The organism is Nocardia mexicana NBRC 108244 (genome assembly GCF_001613165.1).
In the GTDB taxonomy this organism is placed as follows: domain Bacteria; phylum Actinomycetota; class Actinomycetes; order Mycobacteriales; family Mycobacteriaceae; genus Nocardia; species Nocardia mexicana.
In genome coordinates this window covers 79,908-105,028 of sequence record NZ_BDBV01000055.1, presented here as the reverse complement: position 1 = coordinate 105,028, position 25,121 = coordinate 79,908, and the positions used below count along the sequence as shown (strand labels likewise).

General features: G+C 68.6%; 22 protein-coding genes. 12 read left to right on the top strand and 10 right to left on the bottom strand.

Annotated features, from left to right (window positions below):
- Nucleotides 1–16 precede the first annotated feature (16 nt).
- Nucleotides 17–1,276 carry a KasA/KasB family beta-ketoacyl-ACP synthase gene (locus tag NM1_RS22675; protein ID WP_068023136.1) on the bottom strand — a complete coding sequence of 420 codons (1,260 nt, stop codon included), beginning with the start codon at nt 1,274–1,276 and terminating at the stop codon, nt 17–19.
- Between the two features lie 445 nt (nt 1,277–1,721).
- Between NM1_RS22675 and NM1_RS22670 the strand changes: the two genes are divergently transcribed.
- Nucleotides 1,722–1,994 carry a hypothetical protein gene (locus NM1_RS22670; protein WP_068023130.1) on the top strand — a complete coding sequence of 91 codons (273 nt, stop codon included), beginning with the start codon at nt 1,722–1,724 and terminating at the stop codon, nt 1,992–1,994.
- A 36-nt stretch (nt 1,995–2,030) separates the two neighbouring features.
- On the opposite strand, the gene NM1_RS22665 is transcribed toward NM1_RS22670, so the two are convergent.
- Nucleotides 2,031–2,732, bottom strand: a complete 702-nt coding sequence (locus NM1_RS22665; RefSeq protein WP_084519915.1) for a UdgX family uracil-DNA binding protein — start codon at nt 2,730–2,732, stop codon at nt 2,031–2,033.
- Nucleotides 2,733–2,797: 65 nt separating this feature from the next.
- Complete coding sequence (locus NM1_RS22660; protein WP_246010783.1) at nt 2,798–3,862, bottom strand: nitric oxide synthase oxygenase; 1,065 nt, start codon at nt 3,860–3,862, stop codon at nt 2,798–2,800.
- A gap of 320 nt (nt 3,863–4,182) precedes the next feature.
- Between NM1_RS22660 and NM1_RS22655 the strand changes: the two genes are divergently transcribed.
- Entirely contained in the window at nt 4,183–5,682 is a 1,500-nt protein-coding gene (locus NM1_RS22655; RefSeq protein WP_068023126.1) for a flavin-containing monooxygenase, read from the top strand.
- A gap of 87 nt (nt 5,683–5,769) precedes the next feature.
- On the opposite strand, the gene NM1_RS22650 is transcribed toward NM1_RS22655, so the two are convergent.
- Nucleotides 5,770–7,485, bottom strand: coding sequence for a GAF domain-containing sensor histidine kinase (locus tag NM1_RS22650; protein ID WP_068023125.1), 1,716 nt, complete (start codon nt 7,483–7,485; stop codon nt 5,770–5,772).
- A 239-nt stretch (nt 7,486–7,724) separates the two neighbouring features.
- Between NM1_RS22650 and NM1_RS22645 the strand changes: the two genes are divergently transcribed.
- Nucleotides 7,725–8,234 carry a hypothetical protein gene (locus NM1_RS22645; RefSeq protein WP_147288804.1) on the top strand — a complete coding sequence of 170 codons (510 nt, stop codon included), beginning with the start codon at nt 7,725–7,727 and terminating at the stop codon, nt 8,232–8,234.
- A 6-nt stretch (nt 8,235–8,240) separates the two neighbouring features.
- Here NM1_RS22645 and NM1_RS22640 read toward each other — a convergent pair whose 3' ends face one another.
- Nucleotides 8,241–8,909 carry a response regulator transcription factor gene (locus tag NM1_RS22640; RefSeq protein ID WP_068023122.1) on the bottom strand — a complete coding sequence of 223 codons (669 nt, stop codon included), beginning with the start codon at nt 8,907–8,909 and terminating at the stop codon, nt 8,241–8,243.
- 140 nt (nt 8,910–9,049) lie between these two features.
- Between NM1_RS22640 and NM1_RS22635 the strand changes: the two genes are divergently transcribed.
- A complete protein-coding gene (locus tag NM1_RS22635; protein ID WP_068023119.1) occupies nt 9,050–9,325 on the top strand; it encodes a helix-turn-helix domain-containing protein in 276 nt (91 codons plus the stop codon).
- A gap of 319 nt (nt 9,326–9,644) precedes the next feature.
- On the opposite strand, the gene NM1_RS22630 is transcribed toward NM1_RS22635, so the two are convergent.
- Entirely contained in the window at nt 9,645–10,979 is a 1,335-nt protein-coding gene (locus tag NM1_RS22630) for a family 1 glycosylhydrolase (RefSeq protein WP_068023117.1), read from the bottom strand.
- A gap of 165 nt (nt 10,980–11,144) precedes the next feature.
- Between NM1_RS22630 and NM1_RS22625 the strand changes: the two genes are divergently transcribed.
- From NM1_RS22625 to NM1_RS22595, 7 genes are all read left to right on the top strand, one after another.
- On the top strand, nt 11,145–13,442 hold the full coding sequence (locus tag NM1_RS22625) for a molybdopterin guanine dinucleotide-containing S/N-oxide reductase (RefSeq protein ID WP_068023232.1): 2,298 nt from the start codon (nt 11,145–11,147) through the stop codon (nt 13,440–13,442).
- A gap of 9 nt (nt 13,443–13,451) precedes the next feature.
- The gene (locus tag NM1_RS22620; protein ID WP_068023115.1) at nt 13,452–14,927 is read left to right on the top strand and encodes an AMP nucleosidase; all 1,476 of its coding nucleotides are present in this window, start codon (nt 13,452–13,454) and stop codon (nt 14,925–14,927) included.
- A gap of 26 nt (nt 14,928–14,953) precedes the next feature.
- Nucleotides 14,954–15,400, top strand: coding sequence for a helix-turn-helix transcriptional regulator (locus NM1_RS22615; RefSeq protein ID WP_068023114.1), 447 nt, complete (start codon nt 14,954–14,956; stop codon nt 15,398–15,400).
- A gap of 5 nt (nt 15,401–15,405) precedes the next feature.
- Nucleotides 15,406–15,816, top strand: a complete 411-nt coding sequence (locus NM1_RS22610) for a VOC family protein (protein ID WP_068023230.1) — start codon at nt 15,406–15,408, stop codon at nt 15,814–15,816.
- Nucleotides 15,817–16,064: 248 nt separating this feature from the next.
- The gene (locus NM1_RS22605; protein ID WP_068023111.1) at nt 16,065–16,526 is read left to right on the top strand and encodes a nitroreductase family deazaflavin-dependent oxidoreductase; all 462 of its coding nucleotides are present in this window, start codon (nt 16,065–16,067) and stop codon (nt 16,524–16,526) included.
- 27 nt (nt 16,527–16,553) lie between these two features.
- Nucleotides 16,554–16,799, top strand: coding sequence for a hypothetical protein (locus NM1_RS22600; protein WP_068023109.1), 246 nt, complete (start codon nt 16,554–16,556; stop codon nt 16,797–16,799).
- 60 nt (nt 16,800–16,859) lie between these two features.
- Nucleotides 16,860–19,277: an ATP-binding cassette domain-containing protein gene (locus tag NM1_RS22595; RefSeq protein WP_068023108.1), complete on the top strand. Its 2,418-nt coding sequence runs from the start codon at nt 16,860–16,862 to the stop codon at nt 19,275–19,277.
- On the opposite strand, the gene NM1_RS22590 is transcribed toward NM1_RS22595, so the two are convergent.
- Both NM1_RS22590 and NM1_RS22585 read right to left on the bottom strand, forming a co-directional pair.
- Nucleotides 19,278–20,726: an amidase gene (locus tag NM1_RS22590; RefSeq protein WP_068023107.1), complete on the bottom strand. Its 1,449-nt coding sequence runs from the start codon at nt 20,724–20,726 to the stop codon at nt 19,278–19,280.
- Nucleotides 20,727–20,965: 239 nt separating this feature from the next.
- Nucleotides 20,966–21,853 carry an alpha/beta hydrolase gene (locus tag NM1_RS22585; RefSeq protein ID WP_068023103.1) on the bottom strand — a complete coding sequence of 296 codons (888 nt, stop codon included), beginning with the start codon at nt 21,851–21,853 and terminating at the stop codon, nt 20,966–20,968.
- Nucleotides 21,854–21,928: 75 nt separating this feature from the next.
- On the opposite strand from NM1_RS22585, the gene NM1_RS22580 reads away from it, so the two are divergent.
- Nucleotides 21,929–22,561 carry a TetR/AcrR family transcriptional regulator gene (locus tag NM1_RS22580; protein WP_068023102.1) on the top strand — a complete coding sequence of 211 codons (633 nt, stop codon included), beginning with the start codon at nt 21,929–21,931 and terminating at the stop codon, nt 22,559–22,561.
- Nucleotides 22,562–22,598: 37 nt separating this feature from the next.
- Here the strand turns inward: NM1_RS22580 and NM1_RS22575 are convergent, their stop codons facing one another.
- A complete protein-coding gene (locus NM1_RS22575; protein WP_068023100.1) occupies nt 22,599–23,822 on the bottom strand; it encodes a site-specific integrase in 1,224 nt (407 codons plus the stop codon).
- Between the two features lie 250 nt (nt 23,823–24,072).
- Nucleotides 24,073–25,050, bottom strand: coding sequence for a DMT family transporter (locus NM1_RS22570; protein WP_246010675.1), 978 nt, complete (start codon nt 25,048–25,050; stop codon nt 24,073–24,075).
- Nucleotides 25,051–25,121 lie beyond the last annotated feature (71 nt).

The window sequence follows — 25,121 nt, the reverse complement described above, 5'->3', positions numbered from 1 at the left end:
CCGGACGTCTTGTAATTCAGTACTTTCCGAACAGCACCGCGGCGTTGTGCCCGCCGAAGCCGAACGAGTTGTTCATCGCGAACTCGACATTGCCGTAGCGCGGCTTGTCGTGCACCACGTCGAGATCGACCTCGGGATCCTGGTTGTCCAGGTTGAGCGTCGGCGGAATCACCTGATCGCGCAGGGACAGCACGGAGATGATCGCCTCCAGCGCGCCGACCGCGCCCACGGAGTGACCCAGCGCCGACTTCGGCGCGTACACCGTCGGATGGTTACCGATCGCCGCGGCGATCCCCTTGGCCTCCGCCAGATCGCCGAGACCGGTGCCGGTGGCGTGCGCGTTGACGTGGTCGACGTCGGAGGCGGAGACCCCCGCGGTCTGGATGGCGCGCCGCATGGCCCGCGCGCAGCCCAGGCCCTCGGGGTCGGGCGCGACCATGTGGTAGCCGTCGGCGGTCAGACCGGCGCCGAGCAGCCGCGCGAGCGGCTTCGCCCCGCGGGCCAGCGCGTGCTCCTCGGACTCCAGCAGCAGCAGCGCGGCCGCCTCACCGAAGACGAATCCGTCGCGATCGCGGTCGAACGGGCGGGAGGCCTTCTCCGGTTCGTCGATCCGGGAGCTGAGCGCCCGCGCCATCGAGAATCCGGCGATCGCCATCGGGTTGATGTAGCCCTCGACGCCACCCGCGACGATCATGTCGGCCTCGCCGAGCACGATCGAGCGCCACGCGTGTACGAGTGCCTCGTTGCCCGAGGCGCAGGCCGAGACCGGCGTGACCACGCAGGCCCGCGCACCGATCTCCAGGCCGACCACCCCGGAGACGCCGTTGGGCATGCTCATCGGCACGGCGAACGGCGACACCTTCCGGTAGCCGCCCGCGCGCATGGCGTCGTTGGCCTCGACGATGGTGTCGCCGCCGCCGAGACCTGTGCCGATGATCACGCCGAGCCGGTCCTTGTCGACCTCGGGCTCGCCGACGTTCTTCCACAGCCGCTTGCCCATCGCGTACGACATCTGCTGCACGTAGCACATGCGGCGCTTGCGGACGCGTTCCAGATCATGGGTCGGGTCGTGAATGAGCTTGCCGCCGATGGCATTCGGCAGCTGCTTGTCCACAATTTCCGGATCGGTGAGGGTTTTGATGCCGCTGGTGCCGGAAAGCAGGGCTTGCCAGCTGCTTTCGGTCTCCTTACCGATCGATGTCGTCATCTCGACGGCGGTCACCACGACATTGCGGAAACCTCCGGTGCGAGTGGAGAAACTTTCGAGCTCATGCACGTTGTTCGAATCCTCACTGTCAGTCCACAGACCCGGACACGGGGCGTCGGCGGTACGCGAGCGACATCGTTGTCGTGGGTGGCGCCGGACGCCGGCGCCCAATCCGCCGACGCGGCGAGCAGATTGCGTGCCGGGGCCAGCGTAGCCCGGAAGTCGGGGACCAGCAGACTCGACCGGACGCGCCCGTCGCGTTTACCGCTGTGCGCTCCGGGTACGCCCGGACACGCCGACGAGGGTGGCCAGGTGAGCGGCGTGCCGGGCCGTCATCGCCTCCCCCTCGAATAGGGGGTGGGAGCCGACCGCGACGGGTGACGCCTTTCGTCCGGTTGGTCCGGTCTGCCATTTGGTATCTGAGTGTTTGCTATCCGGCGTACGGTGGAATGCCCCCAGTACCACCCGGTCGCGCGGCGGCGGCCGGACGGGCGGAGGAAAGGTCGGGCCCGAGATGATACTCACCGCTGCTCAGGACGTCATCCGCGTACAACTGGAGAATCCGGGGACGGAGTCTCCGCCCGGATCGGGCTCGTCCACCGAACTGTTGCGCCACCTTGTCTGGGTGCATGTGCTGGCCACCGTGATCGCGGTGCTGTGCTGGGTGCGGCTGGCGCGGGGACGCGGTACGGGACGCGGCCGCATCGTCACGGTGGCGGTGGGCACGGTCCTGATCGGACTCGCCTCCGCGGGGGCCGGTGCCGTCCTCGAGGCGGCATTGAAGTGATGCGGTGGCGCGCGGGCGGCCACCGACCACGCGGGCCTACTCCATTGCGGTCCGCACGGTGCGCAGATCGGCGATGAACTCCTCGTAGGCCGCCTCGCGGTCGGGAGCGCGCAGAATGGCCGAGGGGTGCACGGTCGCCACGGCACGATAATCCTCGAGCGCGATCACCTCGCCGCGCTGCCGGGTGACCCGGAAGGACGGCCCGAACACGGTCTGCGCGGCCACCGCGCCCAGGCACACCACCAGCTCCGGCCGGACCACCGACAGCTCGGCCTCCAGCCACGGTCGGCAGGCCACGATCTCGGTGCGTCCGGGCTGCTGGTGAATGCGCCGCTTACCACGCTCCTCGAACTTGAAATGTTTCACCGCATTGGTCAGATAGACCATGCTGCGGTCGATTCCGGCCTCGACGAGCGCCCGGTTCAGCAGCCGCCCGGCCGGGCCGACGAACGGATGCCCGACGACATCCTCCCGGTCGCCCGGCTGCTCGCCGATCATGACGACGCGGGCGTCGCCGGGGCCCGCCCCGAACACGATCTGGGTGGCGTGCCGGTAGAGATCGCAGCCGCGGCACTCGCTCGCCGCCTTGCGCAGTGTCTCCAGATCCGCGCCCGCGGGAACGTATGCGCTGGCACTCACTGTCCGCTCCTCCCGTATTTCCGGCTGCTGCGGCGATACCCGGCCGGTCGCGGCGGAAACGGCGCACCTTGCCGTCGTGCAGTCGGTGCAATGCTGCATTCGCCGCCGTCGCCGCGTCATCCCCTTGCGGCGCATCGGATCTCGGGGTTGTGCGCCCGGCGCGATCAGCCCCGGCGGACGAAATTCGGGCGGATATCGGGGTCGGGCGGGTCGTAGTAACGGTGAAAGGTCGGCGTCAGCGCGGCCGACATGGGCGGGTTGACCCACGACCAATCGGTGGGGCATCGGCGCCCGGCAGCTTGTTCCCGCTCGACGTGCTCGATGAACTGCTTGGCCGCGGTGTGGTGGTCGGAGATGTACACCCCCGCCTGCCGATAGCTGTGCAGGACGGCGACATTCAGTTCGACCAGCGCACGGTCGCGCCAGAGCGTGCGCTCGCTGCCGGTGTCCAGGCCCATGCGCTCGGCGATCGCCGGTAGCATGTTGTAGCGGTCGGTGTCGGCCAGATTGCGGGCGCCGATCTCCGTGGACACGTACCAGCCGTTGAACGGCGCCGCCGGGTAGGTCACGCCGCCGATCTCGAGATCCATATTCGACACCGCGGGCAGTGCGGGCCAGCGCAGACCCAGATCCGCGAACCACCGGAACTCGGGGTGTTCGAGGTGGACCTCGCCGACCAGCTCCCGCGGCACGTCGAACCAGCGCAGGGGCTCGGTGGGGGTGCTGATCAGAACGGGCAGCACGTCGAAGGCCGTCCCCGGACCCCACCAGCCGAGCTTGCGGGCGAGTTCGGTCAGCGCGACGGTGGACGGATCACCGAGCACGCTGCCGTCGGGACGGCGGTAGCCCGCGTAGCGGATGAGCTGCGGACTGATGATCCGGAACGGCAGCCGGTCGGGCTCGGCGGGCGGGCCGACGGTCACCAGGCAGCGCAGCGTGCGCCCGAGGCGGGCCCGGCGCAGGTGCTCCCAGCAGGCGTCGGCCAGCTCCGCCGCATTCGCGGCCGACCGCGCGTCGATGACATCCAGCGAGCGCCAGTGCTTGCGGCCCACGCAGCGATCGTGATTGCGCCAGGCCAGTCGGGCGCCGATGCAGATCTCGTCCAGGGTCTGCCGGTAGCTGCCGAATTCCTGCAGCGTCCACAGCGCGCTGCGGCGGCGCCGTTCGGGTAGGTGGCCGAGCTCGGGCTCGGCGAAGAACTCATCGCACTCCCGGAGCCGGCGCGACAGTTGCCAACCGGCCGGTCGTTTCGCTGTGAGGGGTGGAACGTCGGTGGGATTCAGTTGTGCTGCAGGGCAATTCACGACACATCTCCGGACGGGGGCGGGTGTGCTCGGTGGACGCTGAGCGGGCGCCGCGGCGCTTGCTCCAGTGTTGCACCCACCCGCCGGCGATGGTGCTCGAATCGTGATGTTCGCGTAATCCGCGAAAGGTAGCGGACCGGCGGACAGCCATCGCCAGCTAGACGTAACCTGCGATAACACGTACCCTGCGGGTGAGCCCGGTCGCAGACGTCCGGGCCCGGATCACACACGAAACGAGTACCTCAATGGCGCGGCATGTCGACGTACTGATCATCGGCGCGGGTCTGTCCGGCATCGGAATGGCCTGCCACCTTACCCGCGAGGGCACCGGGCGCAGCTACGCGATCCTGGAGCGGCGGACCGCCATCGGCGGGACCTGGGACCTGTTCCGGTATCCGGGTATTCGATCCGATTCGGACATGCTGACCTTCGGCTACGGTTTCCGTCCCTGGCACGGCACCAACGTGCTGGCCGACGGCCCGCACATCCGCCGCTATATCGCCGAGACCGCCGAGGAGTACGGCGTCACCCCGCATATTCGTTTCGGCCGCAACGTCACCCGCGCGAGCTGGTCGAGCGCGCAGGGCCGGTGGACCGTGACCGCCGTCGACGAGCAGACCGGCAAGACCGAGACCTACACCAGCAATTTCCTGGTCGGATGCACCGGCTACTACGACTACGACAACGGCTACCGCCCGGCGTTTCCGGGCGAGGAGAACTTCCGCGGTCGGATCGTGCACCCGCAGCACTGGCCGGAGGACCTGGACTACCGGGGCAAGCGGGTGGTCGTCATCGGCAGCGGCGCCACCGCCATCACGCTGATTCCGGCGATGAGCGCCGATACCGAGCACATCACGATGCTGCAGCGCTCGCCCACCTACATCATGGCGCTGCCGTCCGACGACCCGGTCGCCGTCGGCATGAAACTGGCCAAAATGCCCGCCTCCGTGGCCTATCGGACCGGCCGGGCCCGCAATATCGCGCTGCAGCGGGCCAGTTTTCAGCTCTCCCGCACGAGCCCGAAGCTGTCGCGCCGACTCTTGCTGGCGTCGGTGCGGGCGCAGGTCGGGTCGAAGATCGACATGCGGCACTTCAGCCCGACCTACAACCCGTGGGATCAGCGGCTGTGCGTGGTGCCCAACGGCGATCTGTTCAAGGCGCTGCGCAGCGGGCGCGCCTCGATCGCGACCGACAAGATCGACACCTTCACCGAGACCGGCATCCGGCTGGCGTCGGGGGAGGAACTCGAGGCCGACATCGTCATCAGCGCCACCGGCCTCAACGTGCAGATGCTGGGCGGCGCCGAACTGGAGCTGGACGGCGAGCCGGTGTCGATCCGGGACCGGGTGGCCTACAAGGGCGCGCTGCTGGGCGGCATACCGAACGCCATGGTGGTGATCGGCTACACCAACGCCTCCTGGACGCTGAAGGCGGATCTGGCGGCCGAGTACTTCTGCCGCCTGCTCAACCACATGCGCGAGCACGACTACGGCACGTTCGAGGTGGTGCCCGAGCCCGGCGACATCTCGTCGCAGTCGCTGATGGGCGGCGCCCTGACCTCCGGCTACATCACCCGCGGCGATGCCGTGATGCCGCGGCAGGGCACCCGCGGCCCCTGGAAGGTGATCAACAACTACTTCCGGGACCGGGCGCTGCTGCGCAAGGGGCCCCTGGAGGACGGCGTGATGCGGTTCGGCAAGAGCGCGTCGAAGGCCGAGGCGGTTCCGGAAACGCGTTCGGCCTGAGCGCCTTTCGGGCCGTGCACGGTGTGCGAGTGTGCACACCGTGCAGTTCGGCGCCGTTCTCGGAGGAACGCGACGGCGGCCGTGGGCTCAGCGCAGCGGCACGGACCAGGAGAGGACCGTGCCGTGGCGCCCGTCCTCGGAGACGGCCGTCACCGAGAACCGGCCGCCCGCCGATTCCGCACGGTGTGCCAGATTGCGCAGCCCGCTCGGAGTGATGTCGTCGGGAATTCCGCACCCGTCGTCGACGACCGTGACGGCGAGGTCGTCGGCGATGGTGATCGCGATATCGATCGTGGTCGCGCCGGAGTGGCGGACGGCATTGCTGACCGCCTCGCGCACCACGGCCTCCGCGTTGTCGCCCAATTCGGAGCCGACCACCAGCAGCGGCCCCGAGACGTGCAGTGACGTCCGGATATCGCTGTCGTCGGTCTGCTGGGTGATGGCCTGCTGCAGGCGCTGACGCAACCGGGTCCCCGAACTGCCGCCGTGCAGATCGAAGATCGAGGTCCGGATCTCCTGCACCACGTCCTGCAGATCGTTGATGGCGTCGGTGAGCCGGACCCGCACCTCGGGCGCGCGGACCCGCGGCGCCGTCCCCTGCAGGCCGAGCCCGATCGCGAACAGCCGCTGGATGACGTGGTCGTGCAGATCCCGGGCGATGCGGTCGCGGTCGGCGAGGACATCGAGCTCGCGCATCCGCAACTGGGTGTCGGCCAGCTGCATGACCAGCGCCGCCTGATCTGTGAAAGCCGAGGCCAAATCCAGCATTTCGTCGCTGTACGGCGCGGACTCCTGGCCCCGCACCGTGATCAGGACGCCGAAGGCGGAGTCCGGTGTGTGCAGCGGCAGCACCAGTTCCGGGCCCGCCCGCGGTATCGCGGATTCCAGCGGAACCGCCCGCACGTCATCGATCCGCATGGGAGCGCGCCGCGTGAACGCCTCGCCGATGATGGTGCCGCGCACCTCGACCCGGTCGCCCGGCCTGCCGTCGTCGGGGCCCGCGTACTGGGTGATGGCCAGCTCGGCGACCTCGTCGGGAGGTATGTCGCCATCGGGAACCACGGCCAGAACCACGCGCTCGGAACGGGTCAGCTGCCGGACGTTCTCGACCAGGTGGGACAGCACCTCGTCGGCGTCGGTACCGGCCAGGAACTCGGTGGTGAGATTGCCGATGGCCGCGATCCAGCCCTGCCGCGTGCGCGCGGATTCGTAGAGCCGGGCGTTGTCGATGGCGACACCGGCGGCCGCGGCGAGCGCCTGCACGATCAGCTCGTCGTCCTCGGTGAACCGATGCCCGCCGGACTTCTCGGTGAGGTAGAGGATTCCGAAGACCTCGTCCCGTATGCGGACCGGGACGCCGAGGAAGCTGCGCATCGGCGGATGATGGGCCGGGAACCCGACCGAGGACGGGTGGTCGGCGAGGTCGTCGAGCCGGAGCGGCTTGGGCTGCTGGAACAGCAGGCCGAGCACGCCGTGCCCTTCTGGCAGGTCGCCGATCAGCGCCTTGGTGTCGGCATCGATGCCCTCATAGATGAACTGACTGAGCAGCCGGTCGTGGCCGCGCACGCCGAGCGCGCCGTACCGGGCGTCCACCAGGCTGGTCGCGGTGTGCACGATCGTGGTCAGGGTGCGGTCCAGGTCCAGGCCCGAGGTGACGGCCAGCATGGCCTCGACCAGCCCGTCCATCCGGTCGCGCACGTCGATGATCTGCTCGACGCGCTCCTTGACCTCACCGAGTAGTTCGCGCAGGCGTAACTGAGACAAGGTTTCGCGTACCGAATAGGATCCCGATCCCTCGGTCATATCTCCGATCCCTGATCTCTGCACGGTGCACGGACTCGTCCGGTGCAGTGTATCGGGACGTCAGGGAGGTATTCGCGGGAAATGGCACGGAATGCAACGGCGACACGCCGACGAGGCACGGCCGAACCGACCGACGATCCCCGCGATAGGGGGCTATGTGCCCTAGCGTTCGGCGGCAATGTGATGCACCGTGATCCTCGGGTGCCCGTGTCCTTTTGTGTCCTCGACTGGAGGCGATCATGAACAGCCTGGAACGGCAACTACTTTCGTGTCTGGACGCGCTCAGGGAGTTACCCAGCCCCGGCAATGTCCGCAGCGTGCGGCGTGCCGTCCTGGCGTTGCGGACCGCGGCCGACGAGCTGGACCTCGCGGATCCGTACGAGCGGGGCGTGGGGAACCTCTACGACTATGTCGACAGCTCGAGCCGTGCCGCGGTGGCCGACCGCCTGCACTGGCTGTCCGGATCTCGCGCCGAGTACGAGAACGAGCTCGGATCGGCGCTGGCGGCCGCCCGCCGGGGCGGATCGGTCTATGCGCTGTCCTGTCAGCGCGACGAACTCGGGCGGCTGGGCGAGCGCATCGAGGCGCTGCCGCCGCAGGACCGGGAAGCGTTGCGCCGCTTGCTTTCCTACATCTACATGAAGAACCGTCAGGCACTGGATCTCGCGGTGTGCACCGATTGGGGTGTCTCCGCGCTGCGCTACCGGCTGGAGATGGGCCGCGCCGACCTGGCCGGCGCCGGATCCTGAGGGCGATCAGTTCGCCGCGATCTCCGTCCAGTCCGGGGCGGGCTGGCCCGCGCGCAGCTTGGACGCGTACACCGCGGCCTGGGTGCGCCGCTCCATGCCGAGCTTGGCCAGCAGCCGCGAGACGTAGTTCTTGACGGTCTTCTCCGCCAGAAACATCCGCTCGGCGATCTGCCGGTTGGTGAGCCCGTCGCCCAGCAGGTCCAGCAGCTTGCGCTCCTGTTCGGTGAGCGAGGCCAGCGGTCCGTCGGCCTGGGTGCTGCGCCGCAGCCGCTCCATCAGCGCGGCGGCGGCGCGGTTGTCCAGCAGCGAGCGGCCCGAACCGACCGCCTTGATCGCCTCGGCCAGCTCCATGCCCTTGATGTCCTTGATGACGTAGCCGCTGGCGCCGGCCAGGATGGCGTCGAGCATGGCCTGCTCGTCGGTGTAGGACGTGAGGATCAGGCAGCGCAGCTCGTCGAATCGCGACAGCAGCTCCCGGCACAATTCGATGCCGTTGCCGTCGGGCAGGCGGACATCGAGAACCGCCACGTCCGGACGCAGCGCCGGGATCCGGGCCAGTGCGTGCGCCACATCCCCGGCCTCGCCGACAACGGTCAGCTCGGGATCTCCCTCGAGGAGATCGATCAGGCCGCGGCGGACGATCTCATGGTCGTCGACCAGGAACACCTTGATCATGGTGGGTCCAATCCGAGTGCGGCAGGTGAAGTCACGATAGACGGTTCGCCGGTGTGCGGGGTACGGCCGAAGGTCACATTCCGTGGTCGAGGCGGTATCGACCGTCCCGGTGATCTCATCGGCGAGATACCGTCGTCGATATGAGAAAACGGGGCGATCCGCCGCCCCTGTCCCGAATCCGCGAGCTGGCCGAGCGCATGGCCGCCGACCGCCGCCGGCTGCTGGGGGATCTGGTCGCTCGGCGGCAGGCCGCGGGTCTGTCGCAGACCGAAATCGCCGCCCGGATGGGCACCTCGCAGTCGGCCGTGGCCCGGCTCGAGGCGGGGCAGGTGGATGTGCGCATCTCGACTCTGGAGCGCTACGCCGCCGCGACCGGCAGCTATCTGGCGTGGCGGTTGCAGCCCGGCGACCGGTGAATGCCGGCCGCCGCCCGGGCAAGGGTGCGTGCGAGGGTCGAATCCCTTTGGGCAGAAGGGGATCGAGCACCGGCCCGGGCCGGCGGCTGGGCGCGCCGGGGAATGAGGCCCGACCCGCCCGGGTGGCAGAACCGCCGTCTCGACGAAATGGGGCCGGCCAGGCTTGCCGTCCCACTCCGGCGGTGACGCCACCTCGGGCGGGTCGCCGGGGCGCCCCGGCCAATCCAGGATCCCGCGTCGGCCGGGGATCGGCAGGGGCCGAAAGTCCATGGACGTCCCGCCGAAGGTCCTCGCCTCGGCGGCGACGACCGGGCAACCGCTACTGCGGCACGGTGACCGGGTCGGTACAGCTGCCGGGAGTGTCGACCAGCGAGCAGGCAACGGGCCCGCGGGTGGGCCGATAATCGCCGGGCACCCCGCCCGCGCGGGTCAGGGTGCTGTAGGCCGCGACGGCGTCGGTGGGGCGCCGGGTCAGGGCCGGGTCGGTACGCACATCGACGGTGTAGAGACCGAAACGTGGTGTGTAGCTGCCCCATTCGTAGTTGTCGGTAATGCTCCAGTAGTTGTAGCCCATGACGTTCATGCCGTCGGCCGCGGCGCGCTGGATCCAGTAGACGGTGTCGCGCAGATCGTCGGCGCGGGTGTAGCCGTCCGCGCGGGGCGCGCCGTTCTGGGTGGGCATGCCGTTCTCGACGATGTACAGCGGCATGCCCGGGAAGCGCCGCGCGTAGTAGTCGAGCGCGTAGTAGATGCCCTCCGGCTGCAGCGGGTTCTTCCAGAGTTCCTTGATGTTCGTGGGCGGGTTCGCCAGGATCGACTGCGGCGTATAGCCGTAGTAGTAGTCGATGCCGAGGTAGTCGAGCTTCTCCGAGATCGGGTCGACGATCCGGCCGTTGATCAGCGGTTCGGTGACACCGGCGATATAGGCGACATTGCTGGTGACCATGGCGCCCGGCTGGGCGGCGTGGATGTGGTCGTAGATGGTGTTGTGCGCCTGCACCAGTCGCTGCTGCATGGCCGGGATCGCGGCGGGGGACAGGCCGCCGTTGGAGGTCTCGTTCAGCACGTAGAAGGTCGGCTCGTTGAACGTGACCCACAGCGGATCCCGGGAAGCGTAGCGGTCCACCACCTTTCGGGCGTTGGTCAGCCAGTCGTCGAGCATCGCGGGATGGCCCCAGCCGCCGCGTTCGGCCGCCCAGCCGGGGTAGACCCAGTGGTCCAGGCTGAGCATGGGGCGGATGCCCCGGGCGGCCATGGCGTCGAGCACGCTGTCGTAGAAGGCGAATCCCTCCTCCGACCAGCTGCCCGGCCGCGGCTGCACCCGCGCCCACTCGACGCTGATCCGGTACACGCCGACGCCGAGGCCCGCGGCCAGGCCGATATCGGAGGCGTAGCGGGTGTAGAAGTCGACCGCGTCCTGGTAGCGGTCGTAGTCCGGATGCGAGGCGATGTAGCGAGTCCAATTGCTGTCCGGCGCATGGCCTTCGCACTGGAAACCGGCGCTGGCCACACCCCACAGGAAATCCGGGCCCAGGGACGGCACGGTCGCGGGCGGCGCCGGGCGGGCACCGGCGAGCGGTGCGGGTCCGGCGAGCGCGGCGGCGGTTCCGGCCGCGAACAGGCCGAGAGCGTGGCGGCGGCTGAACTGGCGCATCGGACTCCTCGACATCGGGATCGGTTTCGGCAACGCTAGCGAGATCCTAGGGCTGACCGAGTGACCACTCGGGAATGTTGCCATTCCGATATAAAACTGGTCGCGCGTCCATCTTCTCTGTGCGGGCGCGACCGGCTGTCGGTGGCGGGCGTTACGGTGGAGATCATGACGACGCATCTGACGCACTGGGGAGCGTTCGAGGCCGCCGGCGACGGCGAGCGGTTGACCGAGGTGCGGCCGTGGCGCGGCGATCCCGAGCCCATGCCGCTGATCGAGAATGTCGCCTCCGCCCAACATCATCCGACGCGGATCGATCGTCCCCACGTGCGTCAGGGCTGGCTCGAGCACGGCCCGGGGGCGCCCCGCCGCGGCGAGGAGCCGTTCGTGCCGGTGTCCTGGGAGAAGGCGCTCGAGCTGCTGTCGGGGGAGCTGCGCCGGGTGTACGGCGAATACGGGGCCGGATCGGTGTACGCCGGATCCTACGGCTGGGCCAGCGCGGGTCGCTTCCATCACGCGCAGAGCCAGGTGCATCGCTTCCTGAACTGCCTCGGCGGCTATGTGCGCCATGTCAACAGCTACAGCCTCGGCACCTCCACGGTGCTGATGCCCTATGTCCTGTGCGATCTGTACTGGCTGCTGGGCCACGGCACGGCGAAGTCGGTGCTCGCCGAGCACTCCGATCTGGTGGTCGCCTTCGGCGGGCTGTCGCCGAAGAATGCCGCCGTCTCGCCGGGCGGCGTCTCCCGGCACAACGCCCGCACCTGGATGGCGCAGGCGAGCGAGCGCGGCTGCCGATTCGTGACGGTCGCGCCGCTGCGCGACGACACCCCCGCCGAGGCGCAGGCCGAGTGGATCGCCCCGCGCCCGAATACCGATGCCGCCCTGATGCTGGCGCTGGCGCAGGTACTGGACTCGGAGGGCCTGGCGGACAACGACTTTCTCGACCGCTACACCGTCGGGTTCGATCGGTTCGCGCGTTACCTGCGCGGCGAGGCCGACGGGGTCGTCAAGGATCCGGCCTGGGCCGAGACCATCACCGGCGTGCCCGCCGACCGCATCCGCGCGCTGGCCCGCGAGATGGCGGGGCGTCGCACGTTCATCACCGTGAGCTGGTCGCTGCAGCGGGCGCGCCACGGTGAGCAGCCGCTGTGGCTCGGCGTCGTGCTCGCGGCCATGCTGGGCCAGATCGGCCTGCCCGGCGGCGGATTCGGCCACGGCTACGGGTCGGCCGCGAACGTGGGGGAGCCGACGCGGCAGCTGCGGGTGCCGCATCTGCCCCAGGGGGAGAACGGCGTCGACGCGTTCATTCCCGTCGCGCGCATCGCCGATATGCTGCTGAATCCGGGTGCGCCCTACCGGTACAACGGGCAGGAGCTGGAGTATCCCGATATCCGGCTGGTCTACTGGGCGGGCGGCAACCCCTTCCACCACCACCAGAATCTGGCGCGGCTGCGCGAGGCCTTCGCCCGGCCCGACACCGTGGTGGTGCACGACGCGTTCTGGACCGGCACCACCCGGCACGCCGATATCGTGCTCCCGGCCACGATGACCATCGAACGCGACGATTTCGGCGCGGGCGACAACGACCGGATGTTCTTCCCGATGCGCGCGCTGACCCGCCCGCACGGTGAGGCCCGCGACGACTACGCGATCTTCGCCGACCTGTCCGAAAGGCTCGGCATCGGTAAGGAATTCACCGAGGGCCGCACCACCGAGGAGTGGCTGCGCCACCTGTACGACCGGTGGCGGGCCGAACTGGGGGAGCGTGGCGAAGGAATCCCCGAGTTCGACGAGTTCTGGGCCGGTGACGGCCTCGAACTGCCGGTATCGGAACCGGCGCAGGTGGCGTTCGCCGACTTCCGCGCGGACCCGCAGGCGCACCCGCTCACCACGCCGACCGGCCGCATCGAGATCTTCTCCGAAACCATCGACGGCTACGGGTACGCCGACTGCCCGGGGCATCCTGTCTGGCTGGAGCCGGAGGATTGGCTGGGTAGCCCGGAGGCGGCCCGATTCCCGATCCAGCTGGTCGCCAACCAGCCGCGCAGCAAGCTGCACAGCCAGCTGGACGTGGGCGCGCACAGCCGATCCACGAAGGTCGCCGGGCGCGAGCCGGTGCGGCTGCATCCCGACGACGCCGCGGCCCGCGGCGTGCACGACGGGGAGATCGTGCGCCTGTTCAACGACCGCGGCTCCTGCCTGGCCGGGCTCGTCGTCGACGAGGCGGTGCGCCCGGGCGTCGCCCAACTGTCGACGGGTGCCTGGTACGACCCGGACCCGGCGGATCCGAGCTTCTGCCGGCACGGCAACCCGAACGTGCTGACCGCCGACCGGCCGTCGTCGACCCTGAGCCAAGGGTGCACCGGTCAGCTCACACTGGTGGAGATCGAGGCGTATCGCGATGCGCCGCCGGACCTTTCGGTGCTGCACCCACCGGCCACCGCCGAATCGGCGCGGGGGTGAGGGCCACTCATGAGTGATATCGAGACGCCGGACCGGTCGCAGGTCACCAAGGTCGCCGTCGAGGCCACGCTGGACGAGCTGGAGGCGCGCTACGAGCGGGCCGTCGGCGCCTTGCGCGCGGCGGTCAAGGATTTCGTCGACAACGGAGTCGTGCCCACGAGCGTCGCCCGCGAGGCGGGTGCCTTCGTCTATCCCGAATTGCGCATCGGATGGGACGGCCGGGCGCAGCCGAAGAACCGCTCCCGCGCATGGGGCCGGCTGACCCGCCCGGGCACCTACCGGACGACCATCACCCGCCCGGCGCTGCTGCGCGGGTACCTCGCCGAACAGCTCGGGGTGATCCTCGACGACTACGACGTCCATATCGAGGTCGGCCCCTCGCAGCAGGAGATCCCGTTCCCGTATGTGATCGACGGCGCCGAGCTGGGGCTGGACCGGTCCATGAGCGCGGACCTGGCGAAGCACTTCCCGACCACCGACCTGGCCGACGTCGGCGACGAGATCGCGGACGGCATCATCGACACCAGCGGCCCGCTGCCGCTGAGCCAGTTCGACGCCTTGCGCACCGACTTCTCGCTGGCGCGGCTGCGGCACTACACGGGCACGCCGGTCGAACACTTCCAGTCCTTCGTGATGTTCACCAATTACAGCCGCTACGTGGACGAGTTCGTGCGCTGGGCCTGCGATCTGATCGCCGATCCCGACAGCCCGTACGACAGGCTGTCCTGTGCGGGCGGCACGGTGATCACGGCCGACGTCGGGGACCGGGAGTCGACGGTGGCCGACGGGGCGTGGAAGAAACATCAGATGCCCGCGTGGCACCTGATGTCGCCCACCGGCCACGGGATCACCCTGGTCAACATCGGGGTCGGGCCCGCCAATGCCAAGAACATGTGTGACCACCTGGCGGTCCTGCGGCCGCACGCCTGGCTGATGATCGGCCACTGCGGCGGACTGCGGGAAAGCCAGGAGATCGGCGACTACGTCCTCGCCCACGCCTACCTGCGCGACGACCACGTCCTGGATCCCGTGCTGCCGCCGGACATTCCGATCCCGAGCATCGCCGAGGTGCAGCGCGCGCTGTACGACGCGACGAAGCTCGTCAGCGGCATGCCCGGCGAGGATGTGAAACAGCGCCTGCGCACCGGCACCGTGGTGACCACCGACGACCGCAACTGGGAGTTGCGCTATTCGGCGTCGGCGCTGCGGTTCAATCTGAGCCGCGCGGTCGCCGTGGATATGGAAAGTGGCACCATCGCGGCCCAGGGGTACCGCTTCCGCGTGCCCTACGGGACACTGCTGTGCGTCTCCGACAAGCCGCTGCACGGCGAGATCAAGCTGCCCGGCCAGGCCAACCGCTTCTACGAGGGCACGGTCTCCGAGCATCTGCAGATCGGCATCCGCGCGGTCGAACTGCTGCGCGCCGAGGGCGACAGCCTGCACTCGCGCAAACTGCGCACGTTCAACGAGCCGCCGTTCCGGTGAGTCGGCCCGGGGTTACCATCGCACCTGTGACCGGCACACCCGCGGATCAGCACCTGCGCGACCTCGCGCGGCTGCGCCGCGTCCGCGACCGGATCGACCGGGAGTACGCGCAGCCGCTGGACGTGGAGCGCCTCGCCCGCGATGCGCACATGTCGGCGGGGCACCTCAGCAGGCAGTTCAAGCTCGCCTACGGGGAGTCGCCGTACGCCTATCTGATGACGCGGCGCATCGAGCGCGCGATGGCGCTGCTGCGCCGTGGCGATCTTTCGGTTACCGAGGTTTGCTTCGCGGTGGGCTGCTCCTCGCTGGGGACCTTCAGCACCCGCTTCGCCGAGTTGGTCGGCGTCCCGCCGAGCGTGTACCGGCGCGACGCCGCGCTAGAGACGGAGGGCATGCCCTCGTGCGTCGCGAAACAGGTCACCAGACCGATCAGGAATCGAGAAGCGCAGGGCACCCGGCAACAATTAGCGTGATCTGCATGGAAATCACCATTGAAGCCAGCTTCCTCCCGCAGAACGACCCGGAGGCGGCCACCGCTTTCTACCGCGACATTCTGGGTTTCGAGGTCCGTAAGGACGTCGGATACAACGGGCTGCACTGGATCACGGTCGGCCCGGTCGGCCAGCCCGACACCGCTATCGTCCTCTACCCGCCGGAGGCCACCCCCGGTCTCACCGACGAGGAGCGCCGCACCATCACCGAGATGATGGCCAAGGGAACCTACGGCAGCATCGTCTTGGCTACCAAGGATGTCGACGGCACCTTCGAGCGACTGCAGGCCGGAGACGCCGATGTCGTCCAGGAGCCGACCGACCAGCCCTACGGCGTGCGCGACTGTGCCTTCCGGGATCCCGCGGGAAACATGCTCCGCATCCAGCAGGCGAGCTGAACAACCAGCTCCGCCACCTGCCTACAGCGTCGACATCGCGGCCGCTCCGGCATGACCGTGCTCTCCTCGCATCCCCCGGCAAGGTCGTGGGTCTCGTTGTAACCCCCGGTATGACCGTAGGTCTCGTTGTACTCCCGGCATGACCGCAGGTCTCCTCGCATTCCCGGCATGCTTTTGGCCGGGATCCACAGCACGCTGGTGGATTCCGGCCAAGGGCGTGCCGGAAATACCATCAACAGGAGGAATTCATGGCACAGCAGCCGACAGACAAGCGCAAGCCCGGTACACCCGGTGCATTCTCGCGCTGGATGCAGCAGAAGATGAATGCCCGCATGAACCGCAAGATCCGGCGCGGCCGCAAGACCTTCATGGGCATGGACGTCCTGATCCTGAACACGGTGGGGCGACGCAGCGGTGAGCCGCGGCAGACGCCGCTGGCCTGGTTCGCCGACGGCGACAACGCCTGGCTGATCGTCGGATCGGGCGGCGGGAGCCAGAACCCGGACTGGCACGCCAACCTGATGGCGCATCCGGATCGGGCGTCGATCGAGCTGCCCGGCCGCGGCACCCTCGAGGTGACCCCGCAGCAGCTGACCGGCGACGAGCGTGAGCAGGCCTGGAAGCGTATCGCCGACGACCAGCCGCGCATCGCGAAGTATCAGGAGAAATCCGAGCGGAAGTACCCGGTAGTCCGGCTCGCTCCGCGGTGATCCGCGCACACCGGAAGGGAGATCACGATGAAGTGGAGCAAATGGGATCGGCAGCTGCATCGCTGGCTGTCCATTATTTTCACGACGACCGTCCTCGTCGCCATCGTGGCCGCGGCGCTGGGCATGACGGAGTCCGCGGCGTGGGTGTTCTATGTGCCGCTGCTTCCGCTGCTGCTGCTCATGGTCACCGGTTTGTACATGTTCGTCCTGCCGTACCGGGTGAAGCGGAACAGCGCCCGCCCCGGCCCGTACACCGGCATCGATCAGGTTTAATCGACATGCCACGCCGACAAAGTCCGCGACGGCGTCCCGCGTAGAACAGATGGAGACACGATGACCACGGCCACGAAGAACGGCGCGAAGAAGGTCACGAAAAAGGGTGAGAAGTCGCCGGCGCTGCCCGCCGCCGACAGCCACGACCTGATCCGCGTGCACGGTGCGCGCGTGAACAATCTGCAGGACGTGAGCATCGAGATCCCGAAGCGCCGCCTGACCGTGTTCACCGGAGTCTCCGGTTCGGGTAAGAGTTCGCTGGTCTTCAGCACGATCGCCGCGGAATCGCAGCGGCTGATCAACGAGACCTACAGCGCCTTCGTGCAGGGGTTCATGCCGACGCTGGCCCGGCCCGAGGTCGACGTTCTGGAGGGCCTGACCACCGCGATCATCGTCGACCAGCAGCGAATGGGCGCCGACCCGCGGTCCACGGTCGGCACCGCCACCGACGCCAATGCGATGTTGCGCATCCTGTTCAGCCGCGTCGGCGCGCCGCATATCGGATCGCCGCAGGCCTTCTCGTTCAACGTCGCCTCGATCAGCGGCGCGGGCGCGGTGGCCGTCGAGAAGAACGGGCGGACGGTCAAGGAGCGGCGCAGCTTCAGCATCACCGGCGGCATGTGTCCGCGCTGCGAGGGCCGGGGGTCGGTCAACGATATCGATCTGACTCAGCTCTACGACGACTCCAAGACGCTCGCCGAGGGGGCGTTCACCATTCCGGGCTGGAAGTCCGACAGTTTCTGGACGGTCCGTGTCTACGCCGAATCCGGTTTCGTGGACCCGAACAAGCCGATCCGCAAGTTCACCAAGCGGGAAATGAACGACTTCCTCTACAAGGAGCCGGTCAAGGTGAAGGTCGACGGCGTCAACCTCACCTACGAGGGTTTGATTCCGAAGATCCAGAAATCGTTCCTGTCCAAGGACAAGGAGGCGATGCAGCCGCATATCCGGGCCTTCGTGGAGCGGGCGGTCACCTTCACCACCTGCCCGGACTGCGACGGCACCCGGCTCAGCGAGCTGGCCCGGTCGTCGAAGATCAAGGGCATCTCGATCGCCGACGCCTGCGCGATGGAGATCCGGGATCTCGCGGAGTGGGTGCGCGGGCTCGACGAGCCATCGGTCGCGCCGCTGCTCACGGCGCTGGGCGGCACCCTGGATTCGTTCGTGGACATCGGGCTCGGCTACCTCTCGCTGGAGCGGCCGTCGGGCACGCTGTCGGGCGGTGAGGCGCAGCGCGTCAAGATGATTCGCCATCTCGGGTCGGCGCTCACCGATGTCACCTATGTCTTCGACGAGCCCACGATCGGACTGCATCCGCACGATATCCAGCGGATGAACGACCTGCTGCTGCAGTTGCGGGACAAGGGCAACACGGTGCTGGTCGTGGAGCACAAGCCGGAGGCGATCGCGATCGCCGACCACGTCGTGGATCTCGGCCCCGGCGCCGGAACCCAGGGCGGCACCGTGTGCTTCGAGGGCACCGTCGACGGGCTGCGGGCCAGCGACACCAGTACCGGGCGCCATCTCGACGATCGCGCCCAGCTGAAGGAGAAGGTGCGTAAGCCGAAGGGCGCGTTGGAGATTCGCGGTGCGACGTCGCACAACCTGCAGGATGTCGACGTGGATGTTCCGCTCGGGGTGCTGTGCGTCGTCACCGGTGTCGCGGGCTCGGGCAAGAGCTCGCTGATTCATGGCTCGATTCCCTCCGAGGAGGGTGTGGTATCGGTCGACCAGGCGCCCATCCGCGGTTCGCGGCGCAGCAATCCGGCGACCTACACCAGCCTGCTGGAGCCGATCCGCAAGGCGTTCGCGAAGGCCAACGGCGTGAAACCGGCGCTGTTCAGCGCGAATTCCGAGGGCGCCTGCCCGAACTGCAACGGCGCCGGTGTCATCTACACCGACCTCGGGATGATGGCGGGGATGGAGACCACGTGCGAGGAGTGTGAGGGCAAGCGGTTCCAGGCGTCGGTGCTCGAGTATCACCTGGGCGGTCGCAATATCAGCGAGGTGCTGGCGATGTCGGTCGCCGAGGCGGAGGAGTTCTTCCGCGAGGGGGAGGCCCGGATTCCGGCCGCGCACGCCATTCTCGACCGGCTCGCGGACGTCGGGCTCGGCTACCTCAAGCTCGGCCAGCCGCTCACGACCCTGTCCGGTGGCGAACGCCAGCGGCTGAAGCTGGCCACCCATATGGCCGACAAGGGCGGCGTCTACATCCTCGACGAGCCGACCACCGGGCTGCACCTGGCCGATGTCGAGAATCTGCTCGCGCTCCTGGACCGCCTGGTCGACTCCGGTAAGTCGGTCATCGTCATCGAGCACCACCAGGCGGTCATGGCGCATGCGGACTGGATCATCGACCTGGGTCCGGGTGCCGGGCACGACGGCGGCAAGATCGTCTTCGAAGGCACCCCGGCCGATCTCGTCGCCGCCCGCTCCACCCTCACCGGCGAGCACCTCGCCGACTATGTCGGCGGCTGACTACGGCGCCTGGAATCCGCCGATCTTCTCCTCGAGGAGTTCGGCCAGCCGTAGCGGGGTGCGGTCCTCGAACATCGGGCCGATGAGCTGAACCCCCACCGGTAGGCCCTCGGGGGAGCGGCCCGTGGGGATGGCGGTGGCGGGCAGGCCGGGCATGGTGGCCATACCGGCCCAGACCAGCTGATCGAAGTACGGGTATTCGACGCCGTCGATATCGATGTGCCGGTTCTCCAGGCCGTCGTTGTGGTCGTGAGGGAAGGCGGGGGTGGGCGTGATCGGGCAGACCACGACATCGAACTCGGCGAAGAGCTGCCGCCAACCGTGGCGATGGTGTTCGCGACGGTTGTTCGCCTCGACCCAGCCGCGGTGGCTGAGCACCATGCCGCGCAGCCGCGCCGCATCGAGGCTCCCGTCGTCCGCACTCAGGGAGGCGGCGCGAGTCCGCAGTTGTTCGTAGACGTCGACGGGAAGGCCTGCGGCGGCGTTCGACAGCATCAGCAGCATGTAGAGCGTTGCCGCCTCGGTCATATCGGGCAGCAGCGGAGTGTGCCGTTCGACGCGGGCGCCCGCGTCGGCGAGCGCCTCGGCGACCCGGTTCACCCCTGCCCGCACCGCCGATCCCGTGGGAATGAGCGGATGCTCGTCGACGATCAGGACTCGGAAGTCCGACAGCCGCTCGTGCCGCGCGGGCGGCAGCGCGATGTCGTAGCCGATGCCGTGGGTCAGCGGGTCGGGTCCGGCCATCACGTCGAGCAGCAGCGTGAGGTCGCGGGCGGTGCGCGCCATCGGGCCGACGACGGCCAGGTCGAGTTCGACGGGCAGGGCCGGCGCGGGCGGCGCGACCATGCCGCGGGTCGGCGCGAGCCCGAGTGTCGGCTTGTGCGCGTAGATCCCGCAGAAGTGTGCGGGGGTGCGCAGTGATCCGGCGAGGTCGGAACCGAGGGACAGCGCGCCGAAACCGGCGGCCAGGGCCGCCGCCGATCCGCCGGAGGAACCACCCGAGGTGCGGTCGTGATCCCACGGATTGTTGGTGGTGCCGTAGATCTCGTTGAAGCTCTGGATATCTCGCAATACCAAGGGCACGTTGGTCTTACCGAGCACGACCGCACCCGCGGCCTCGAGCCGCGACACCTGCAGCGCGTCCTCGGCCGGGACGAAGTCCGCGTGCTGTGGCATGCCCCAGGTCGTGGGCAGTCCGGCGATGTTGTAGGACTCCTTGACCGTCACCGGAATACCGAGCAGTGGCCGGTCTTCCCCGCGGGCGCGCATATCGTCGGCACGGCGCGCGGCGGCTCGTGCCCGATCGAAGGTCCGCACACAGATCGCGTTGATCGCCTTGTCATCCCGCTCGATACGCGCGATCGCCTCCTCGGTCAGTTCCCTCGAGGTCACCGCACCGGCACGCAATGCGGCCGAAAGCTGTTCGGCCGACTGAAAACTCCGTTCCATGAATTCGACGGTATCGGCCCGCCGCAGCGGACATAAAACTCCTATTCACGCAATCGGGAAAGCGAATAGGGTGATCGTCTGTGCCGATCGCTTCCGCTATATTGCCAGGTCACGCCGCCGGGGAGTCGACTCGGTGGGGCTCGGGGCCATGAAATTCCGTTTCGCACAACCGGATAGATGTCACAATAAGCATTCCATCCGTGCAGTATTCATCCGTCCGAACGGAAGTACCCCTCTCGTTACGCGTCCGCCACGAGGTGCGCGGTCAGAAAGTCGATCTGATCGGCAACGATCTGCGTGACGGCCGGCGGATGGTAGACCGTGAAGTGGTCGGCGTCGTAATGCTTCAAGACGGCCCGGGGCGCGGTGGCGGCCACCTGCCCAGCGATCGCGGGATCGATCAGGTTCTCTTGCTCGCAGGCGCACACCAGCAGCGGGCAGCGTACGCGCGGCGCGGAGGACGCGGCGTTGTAGAACAGCATGCCCAGCCCCGAGGCCGCGGTGATCCGGTTGTCGAACCGGTAACCGGGGGGTGTCACCGACTGCCACCCTTCGATGGCTCCGGGCTGGTTCACGAACGCCAGGTCTCCGGGCCTTCCGACCAATGGGACGTAACGGCGCGGCCGTCCGAGGGCGGCGCGGACCAGGTCGGAGACGATCGGAGCCGTGAACCGGAGCAGATGCCGGATCCCCGCCCGTGACACGACGGCACGCCCGCTGAAGACCGGACACTGAACGACCGCGGCACGAAGGTCCTCGTGACGGGCGGCTGCAGCCAGGACGTGGCTGGCACCGAATGATGTGCCCCACAGCGCGATCCGGTGGGAATCCAGTTCGGGCCGGGAACGGGCGAATGCCAGGGCGGCGTCGACGTCCTCGGCGTAGCGGCGCTGGCTCACCAGTTGGCGCGGGCGGCCACCTGATTCTCCGAGGTGGCGGAAGTCGAAGGCCACCACGGCAAGGCCCGCTTCGGAGAACCACTTCTCGTACTGGGCGAGCATCATCTCGTGGGTTGCGCCGCCGCCGTGGACGAGCACCACGACCGGATGCGGGCCTGGGCCGTCCGGCAGGGTCAGCCACGCCGCGCACTCGTTGCGGCCGGAAGGGAAGGTGGTGCGAATGGTCATGACACCTCGATTTAGGTACGTTGTACGTGAACAGCTTCAGTTAAACACGTACCTTGTACGTAATCAAGGAGGAGTATGCCCGCCCCTCGAAAATTCACGCGCGAGCAGCTACAGGTCGCCGCACTGACCTTGGTCGACGATCAAGGCTTGGACGGCTTGACCATGCGTAGTCTCGCGTCGGCGCTGGGCACCGGTCCGATGACGATCTACAACTACGTGGATGGACGTGACGGTTTGGAGCAGCTCGTCACCGAGGCGGTGATGTCGGAAGCGCGTTGGGGCTCCGGTGTATTCAGCGACTGGGATGACGAGGTTCTCGCCGTGGCCGAGGGTATGTGGCGCGCCGTTCGCGCACATCCTCATGCGATTCCGCTGATTCTCACCCGGCGCAGCATCGACCTGGCGACCCTTCGGCCGGCCGAAGCGCTGCTGCAAGCGCTCGCACGGAGCGGTAGATCCGGGATCGAATTGCTGGTGGCGTTCCGCGTCGTGTCCGGCTTCGTCACCGGATACGCGCAAGCGGAACTCGTGGGCCCGCTCTCCATGGCGCGGGATGAGGACTTGGCGACGATCAGCGACCGGATCGCTACCTTGCCGTCCGGACAGTTCCCCAAACTCATCGAGATCGCGCACGCCGCCGTCTCGAGCGACCCGACAGCCGAATTCCGCGCCGGGATACGCATAATTCTGACAGGACTCCGGGCGTAGGCGTCGTGCCCACCAACGATGTCAGCATCGAGCCGGGCTACAGGCCGAGCTTCGTGACGGCGTTGTCCTCCAGTGGGTTTGCGGTGCGGATGTAGCCGTGCACGGTGCGGGGGTTGGACCAGCGGCCCTGGCGCATGATCTCGCGGTCGCTGGCGCCGCCGAGGGCGGCCTGGGTGGCGAAGCCCGCGCGCAGCGAGTGGCCGGAGAACAGCGCCGGGTCCAGGCCCGCGCGTGCGGCGTAGCGTTTCACCAGTTCCGCTACGGCGCGGCCGGACATGGCGGCGGCGCCGATGCCGCCGTGCCGGGTGACGGTCGGGAACAGGGGTAGATCGGGGTCGGCGAGGGCGGCGCCGGTGAAGCCGTGGCAGCGATGGATGTTGGGGTCGGGGGTCGCGCCGTCGGCGAGCCAGGCGCGCAGGCCGCCGGTGCCGTGCTCGATGTGCTTCTCGCGCAAGCGAATCCAGTCGGCGAAGGCACAGACGGGGCAGGTGTGCGGATACTTGCCGCGGGGGAGGGCGACCCGCTGGGCGGCAGCGCCGGTCGGGTCGGTCTTGGTGGCGGGGAGCTGGATCAGCAGGACCGGCTCACCGCTGGCGTGGTCGAGGTCGACCCGCACGTCGGAGATGCGCAGTCCGGCAATCTCGCTGCGGCGCAGGGCGCCCGCGAATCCGACCAGTAGGACGAGGGCGTCGCGGCGGCGCGCCGGTTCGGTCGGCCAGCCGGGCGCGGGCAGCCCGCCGAGCAGCTGTTCGAGGGTGTGCAGCAGTACCGGCCGCTTACGCTCGGGCTGGGCGCGGCGCGTGCGACGGATGCCGCGCAGGGTCAGGCGGACGACGTCGGAGCGGGTGGGCGAGGGCAGCCCGTTGGCCGCGTGCACGGCGGCGACGGCGGCACTCTTGCGCTCCAAAGTGGCCGCGCCGAACGCCCATTCGCCCGACGGCCTGCGCGTATCCGCGGCGGCGGCGAGATAGACGGCGACATCCAACGGATCGGCGGGCAACGCCTGCCGCCCCTCCGCCGCACACCACCCCGACCACGCGATCCAATCGGATCGGTACGCGCGCACCGTATTCGGCGACTGCGACGCCTCGAGATACCGGCGCAACGCCCCGGCCTGCTCATCGTCGAACCGCTCCCGCACCAGCCGCAGCGCCGCCGCATCCACCAGCACACTGCGCACACCCCGCCGCAACTCCGTATGCACCACCTCGGGCACCGCAATCTGCCCAGCGTCAGCGGCAGATTCGGCGGCAGTACTCATCGCAGGCCACAGTACCGGGCGTCAGTCGATGGACGGTGAACCCACGCGCCCGGTCACGCCGCGTGTCCAGCGGTTCAGTCGAGCCGAACTGCACTGCGGCAGGAAGCAATCATCCTCGTCATTCCCGGCATGCTCCCACTCTCATTCCCGGCATGATTTTGGCCGGGATCCACGTCGGATAGCGGGATTCCGGCCAATAGCATGCCGGAATGACGGAGGAGTTCCGCGGCAACTTTGTCGTCGTCGCTACTCAGGAGATGTGATCGGGGGTATCGGCCGGGGCGGGGGTGGCCGGTTCCGTGGTTTTCGGGCGGCGGGTGCGGCGGGAGATGGCGACGCCGATGAGGCAGAGGGTGCCGCCGAGTAGGCCCCAGGCGGTGGGGATTTCGCCGAGGAGCAGCCAGGACAGCAGGATGGAGATCGCGGGGACGGCGTAGGTGCTGGCGGTGAGGCGGCCCGCGTCGGTGCGGCGCAGCGCGTAGGACCAGGTGGTGAATCCTATTGCGGTGGGGAACAATCCGAGGTAGATGCCGTCGAAGGCGACGCGTCCGGGCGCGGCGGCGAGCTCGGTGACCAACTGCGGCGTCCAGGGCAGCAGGACCACGGTCGCGATCACGCAGCCGAGCCAGATCGCGGTGAGCGGATCGACGTAGGCCATCGCGGGCTTCTGAACCAGCACGCCCGCCGCATAGAGCACGGCGGCGATCAGGCACAGCAGCACCCCGAGCCCGTCGCGGTGCCCGCCGGAACTGAACGCGATGATCGCGACCCCGCCCAGCGACACCAGCGCACCGGTCACCAGCATCGCGGACAGCCGCTCGTCGAGCAGCGCGGCGGCGCCGAACGCCACCAGCAGCGGCGCGAGGTTCACCAGCAGCGCGGCGGTACCCGCGTCGACGTGCCGCTCACCGGCGTTGAGCGCCACCGTATATCCGGCGAGCCACAGCACCGCATAGGCCGCCACCAGCAGCAGTGCGCGCTTGGATCGTGGAATGTGCCGCAGGACATGACCGCGGAAACCGACCAGCACGGTCAAGGCGACGGCCGCGACGGCCAAGCGCAGCAAGGCCATCGGCGCGGGAGACAGCGCGGATCCGGCATCGCGGATGGCGATGAACGCGGAGGCCCACAGCACCACGGTCACCAGGGCGGCGGCCGCGGTGGTCAGGTCCGGGTTGCCGCGCGGCGACAGTCGAGCGGCCGCGCGGGTGCGAAGGTCGGTAGTCACCCTGACATCGTCGCCACCCCGCATAGGACAGCACAAGCGAATAAAAGACATCGAATGTTCAGCCCAGCTGT

What these genes read in the sequence shown, in the direction of transcription:
- NM1_RS22670 (WP_068023130.1), top strand. Translation starts at nt 1,722, where the DNA reads ATGATACTCACCGCTGCTCAGGACGTCATCCGCGTACAACTGGAGAAT.
- NM1_RS22665 (WP_084519915.1), bottom strand. Translation starts at nt 2,732, where the DNA reads ATGCAGCATTGCACCGACTGCACGACGGCAAGGTGCGCCGTTTCCGCC.
- NM1_RS22655 (WP_068023126.1), top strand. Translation starts at nt 4,183, where the DNA reads ATGGCGCGGCATGTCGACGTACTGATCATCGGCGCGGGTCTGTCCGGC.
- NM1_RS22650 (WP_068023125.1), bottom strand. Translation starts at nt 7,485, where the DNA reads ATGACCGAGGGATCGGGATCCTATTCGGTACGCGAAACCTTGTCTCAG.
- NM1_RS22645 (WP_147288804.1), top strand. Translation starts at nt 7,725, where the DNA reads ATGAACAGCCTGGAACGGCAACTACTTTCGTGTCTGGACGCGCTCAGG.
- NM1_RS22640 (WP_068023122.1), bottom strand. Translation starts at nt 8,909, where the DNA reads ATGATCAAGGTGTTCCTGGTCGACGACCATGAGATCGTCCGCCGCGGC.
- NM1_RS22635 (WP_068023119.1), top strand. Translation starts at nt 9,050, where the DNA reads ATGAGAAAACGGGGCGATCCGCCGCCCCTGTCCCGAATCCGCGAGCTG.
- NM1_RS22630 (WP_068023117.1), bottom strand. Translation starts at nt 10,979, where the DNA reads ATGCGCCAGTTCAGCCGCCGCCACGCTCTCGGCCTGTTCGCGGCCGGA.
- NM1_RS22625 (WP_068023232.1), top strand. Translation starts at nt 11,145, where the DNA reads ATGACGACGCATCTGACGCACTGGGGAGCGTTCGAGGCCGCCGGCGAC.
- NM1_RS22620 (WP_068023115.1), top strand. Translation starts at nt 13,452, where the DNA reads ATGAGTGATATCGAGACGCCGGACCGGTCGCAGGTCACCAAGGTCGCC.
- NM1_RS22610 (WP_068023230.1), top strand. Translation starts at nt 15,406, where the DNA reads ATGGAAATCACCATTGAAGCCAGCTTCCTCCCGCAGAACGACCCGGAG.
- NM1_RS22605 (WP_068023111.1), top strand. Translation starts at nt 16,065, where the DNA reads ATGGCACAGCAGCCGACAGACAAGCGCAAGCCCGGTACACCCGGTGCA.
- NM1_RS22600 (WP_068023109.1), top strand. Translation starts at nt 16,554, where the DNA reads ATGAAGTGGAGCAAATGGGATCGGCAGCTGCATCGCTGGCTGTCCATT.
- NM1_RS22595 (WP_068023108.1), top strand. Translation starts at nt 16,860, where the DNA reads ATGACCACGGCCACGAAGAACGGCGCGAAGAAGGTCACGAAAAAGGGT.
- NM1_RS22590 (WP_068023107.1), bottom strand. Translation starts at nt 20,726, where the DNA reads ATGGAACGGAGTTTTCAGTCGGCCGAACAGCTTTCGGCCGCATTGCGT.
- NM1_RS22585 (WP_068023103.1), bottom strand. Translation starts at nt 21,853, where the DNA reads ATGACCATTCGCACCACCTTCCCTTCCGGCCGCAACGAGTGCGCGGCG.
- NM1_RS22580 (WP_068023102.1), top strand. Translation starts at nt 21,929, where the DNA reads ATGCCCGCCCCTCGAAAATTCACGCGCGAGCAGCTACAGGTCGCCGCA.
- NM1_RS22575 (WP_068023100.1), bottom strand. Translation starts at nt 23,822, where the DNA reads ATGAGTACTGCCGCCGAATCTGCCGCTGACGCTGGGCAGATTGCGGTG.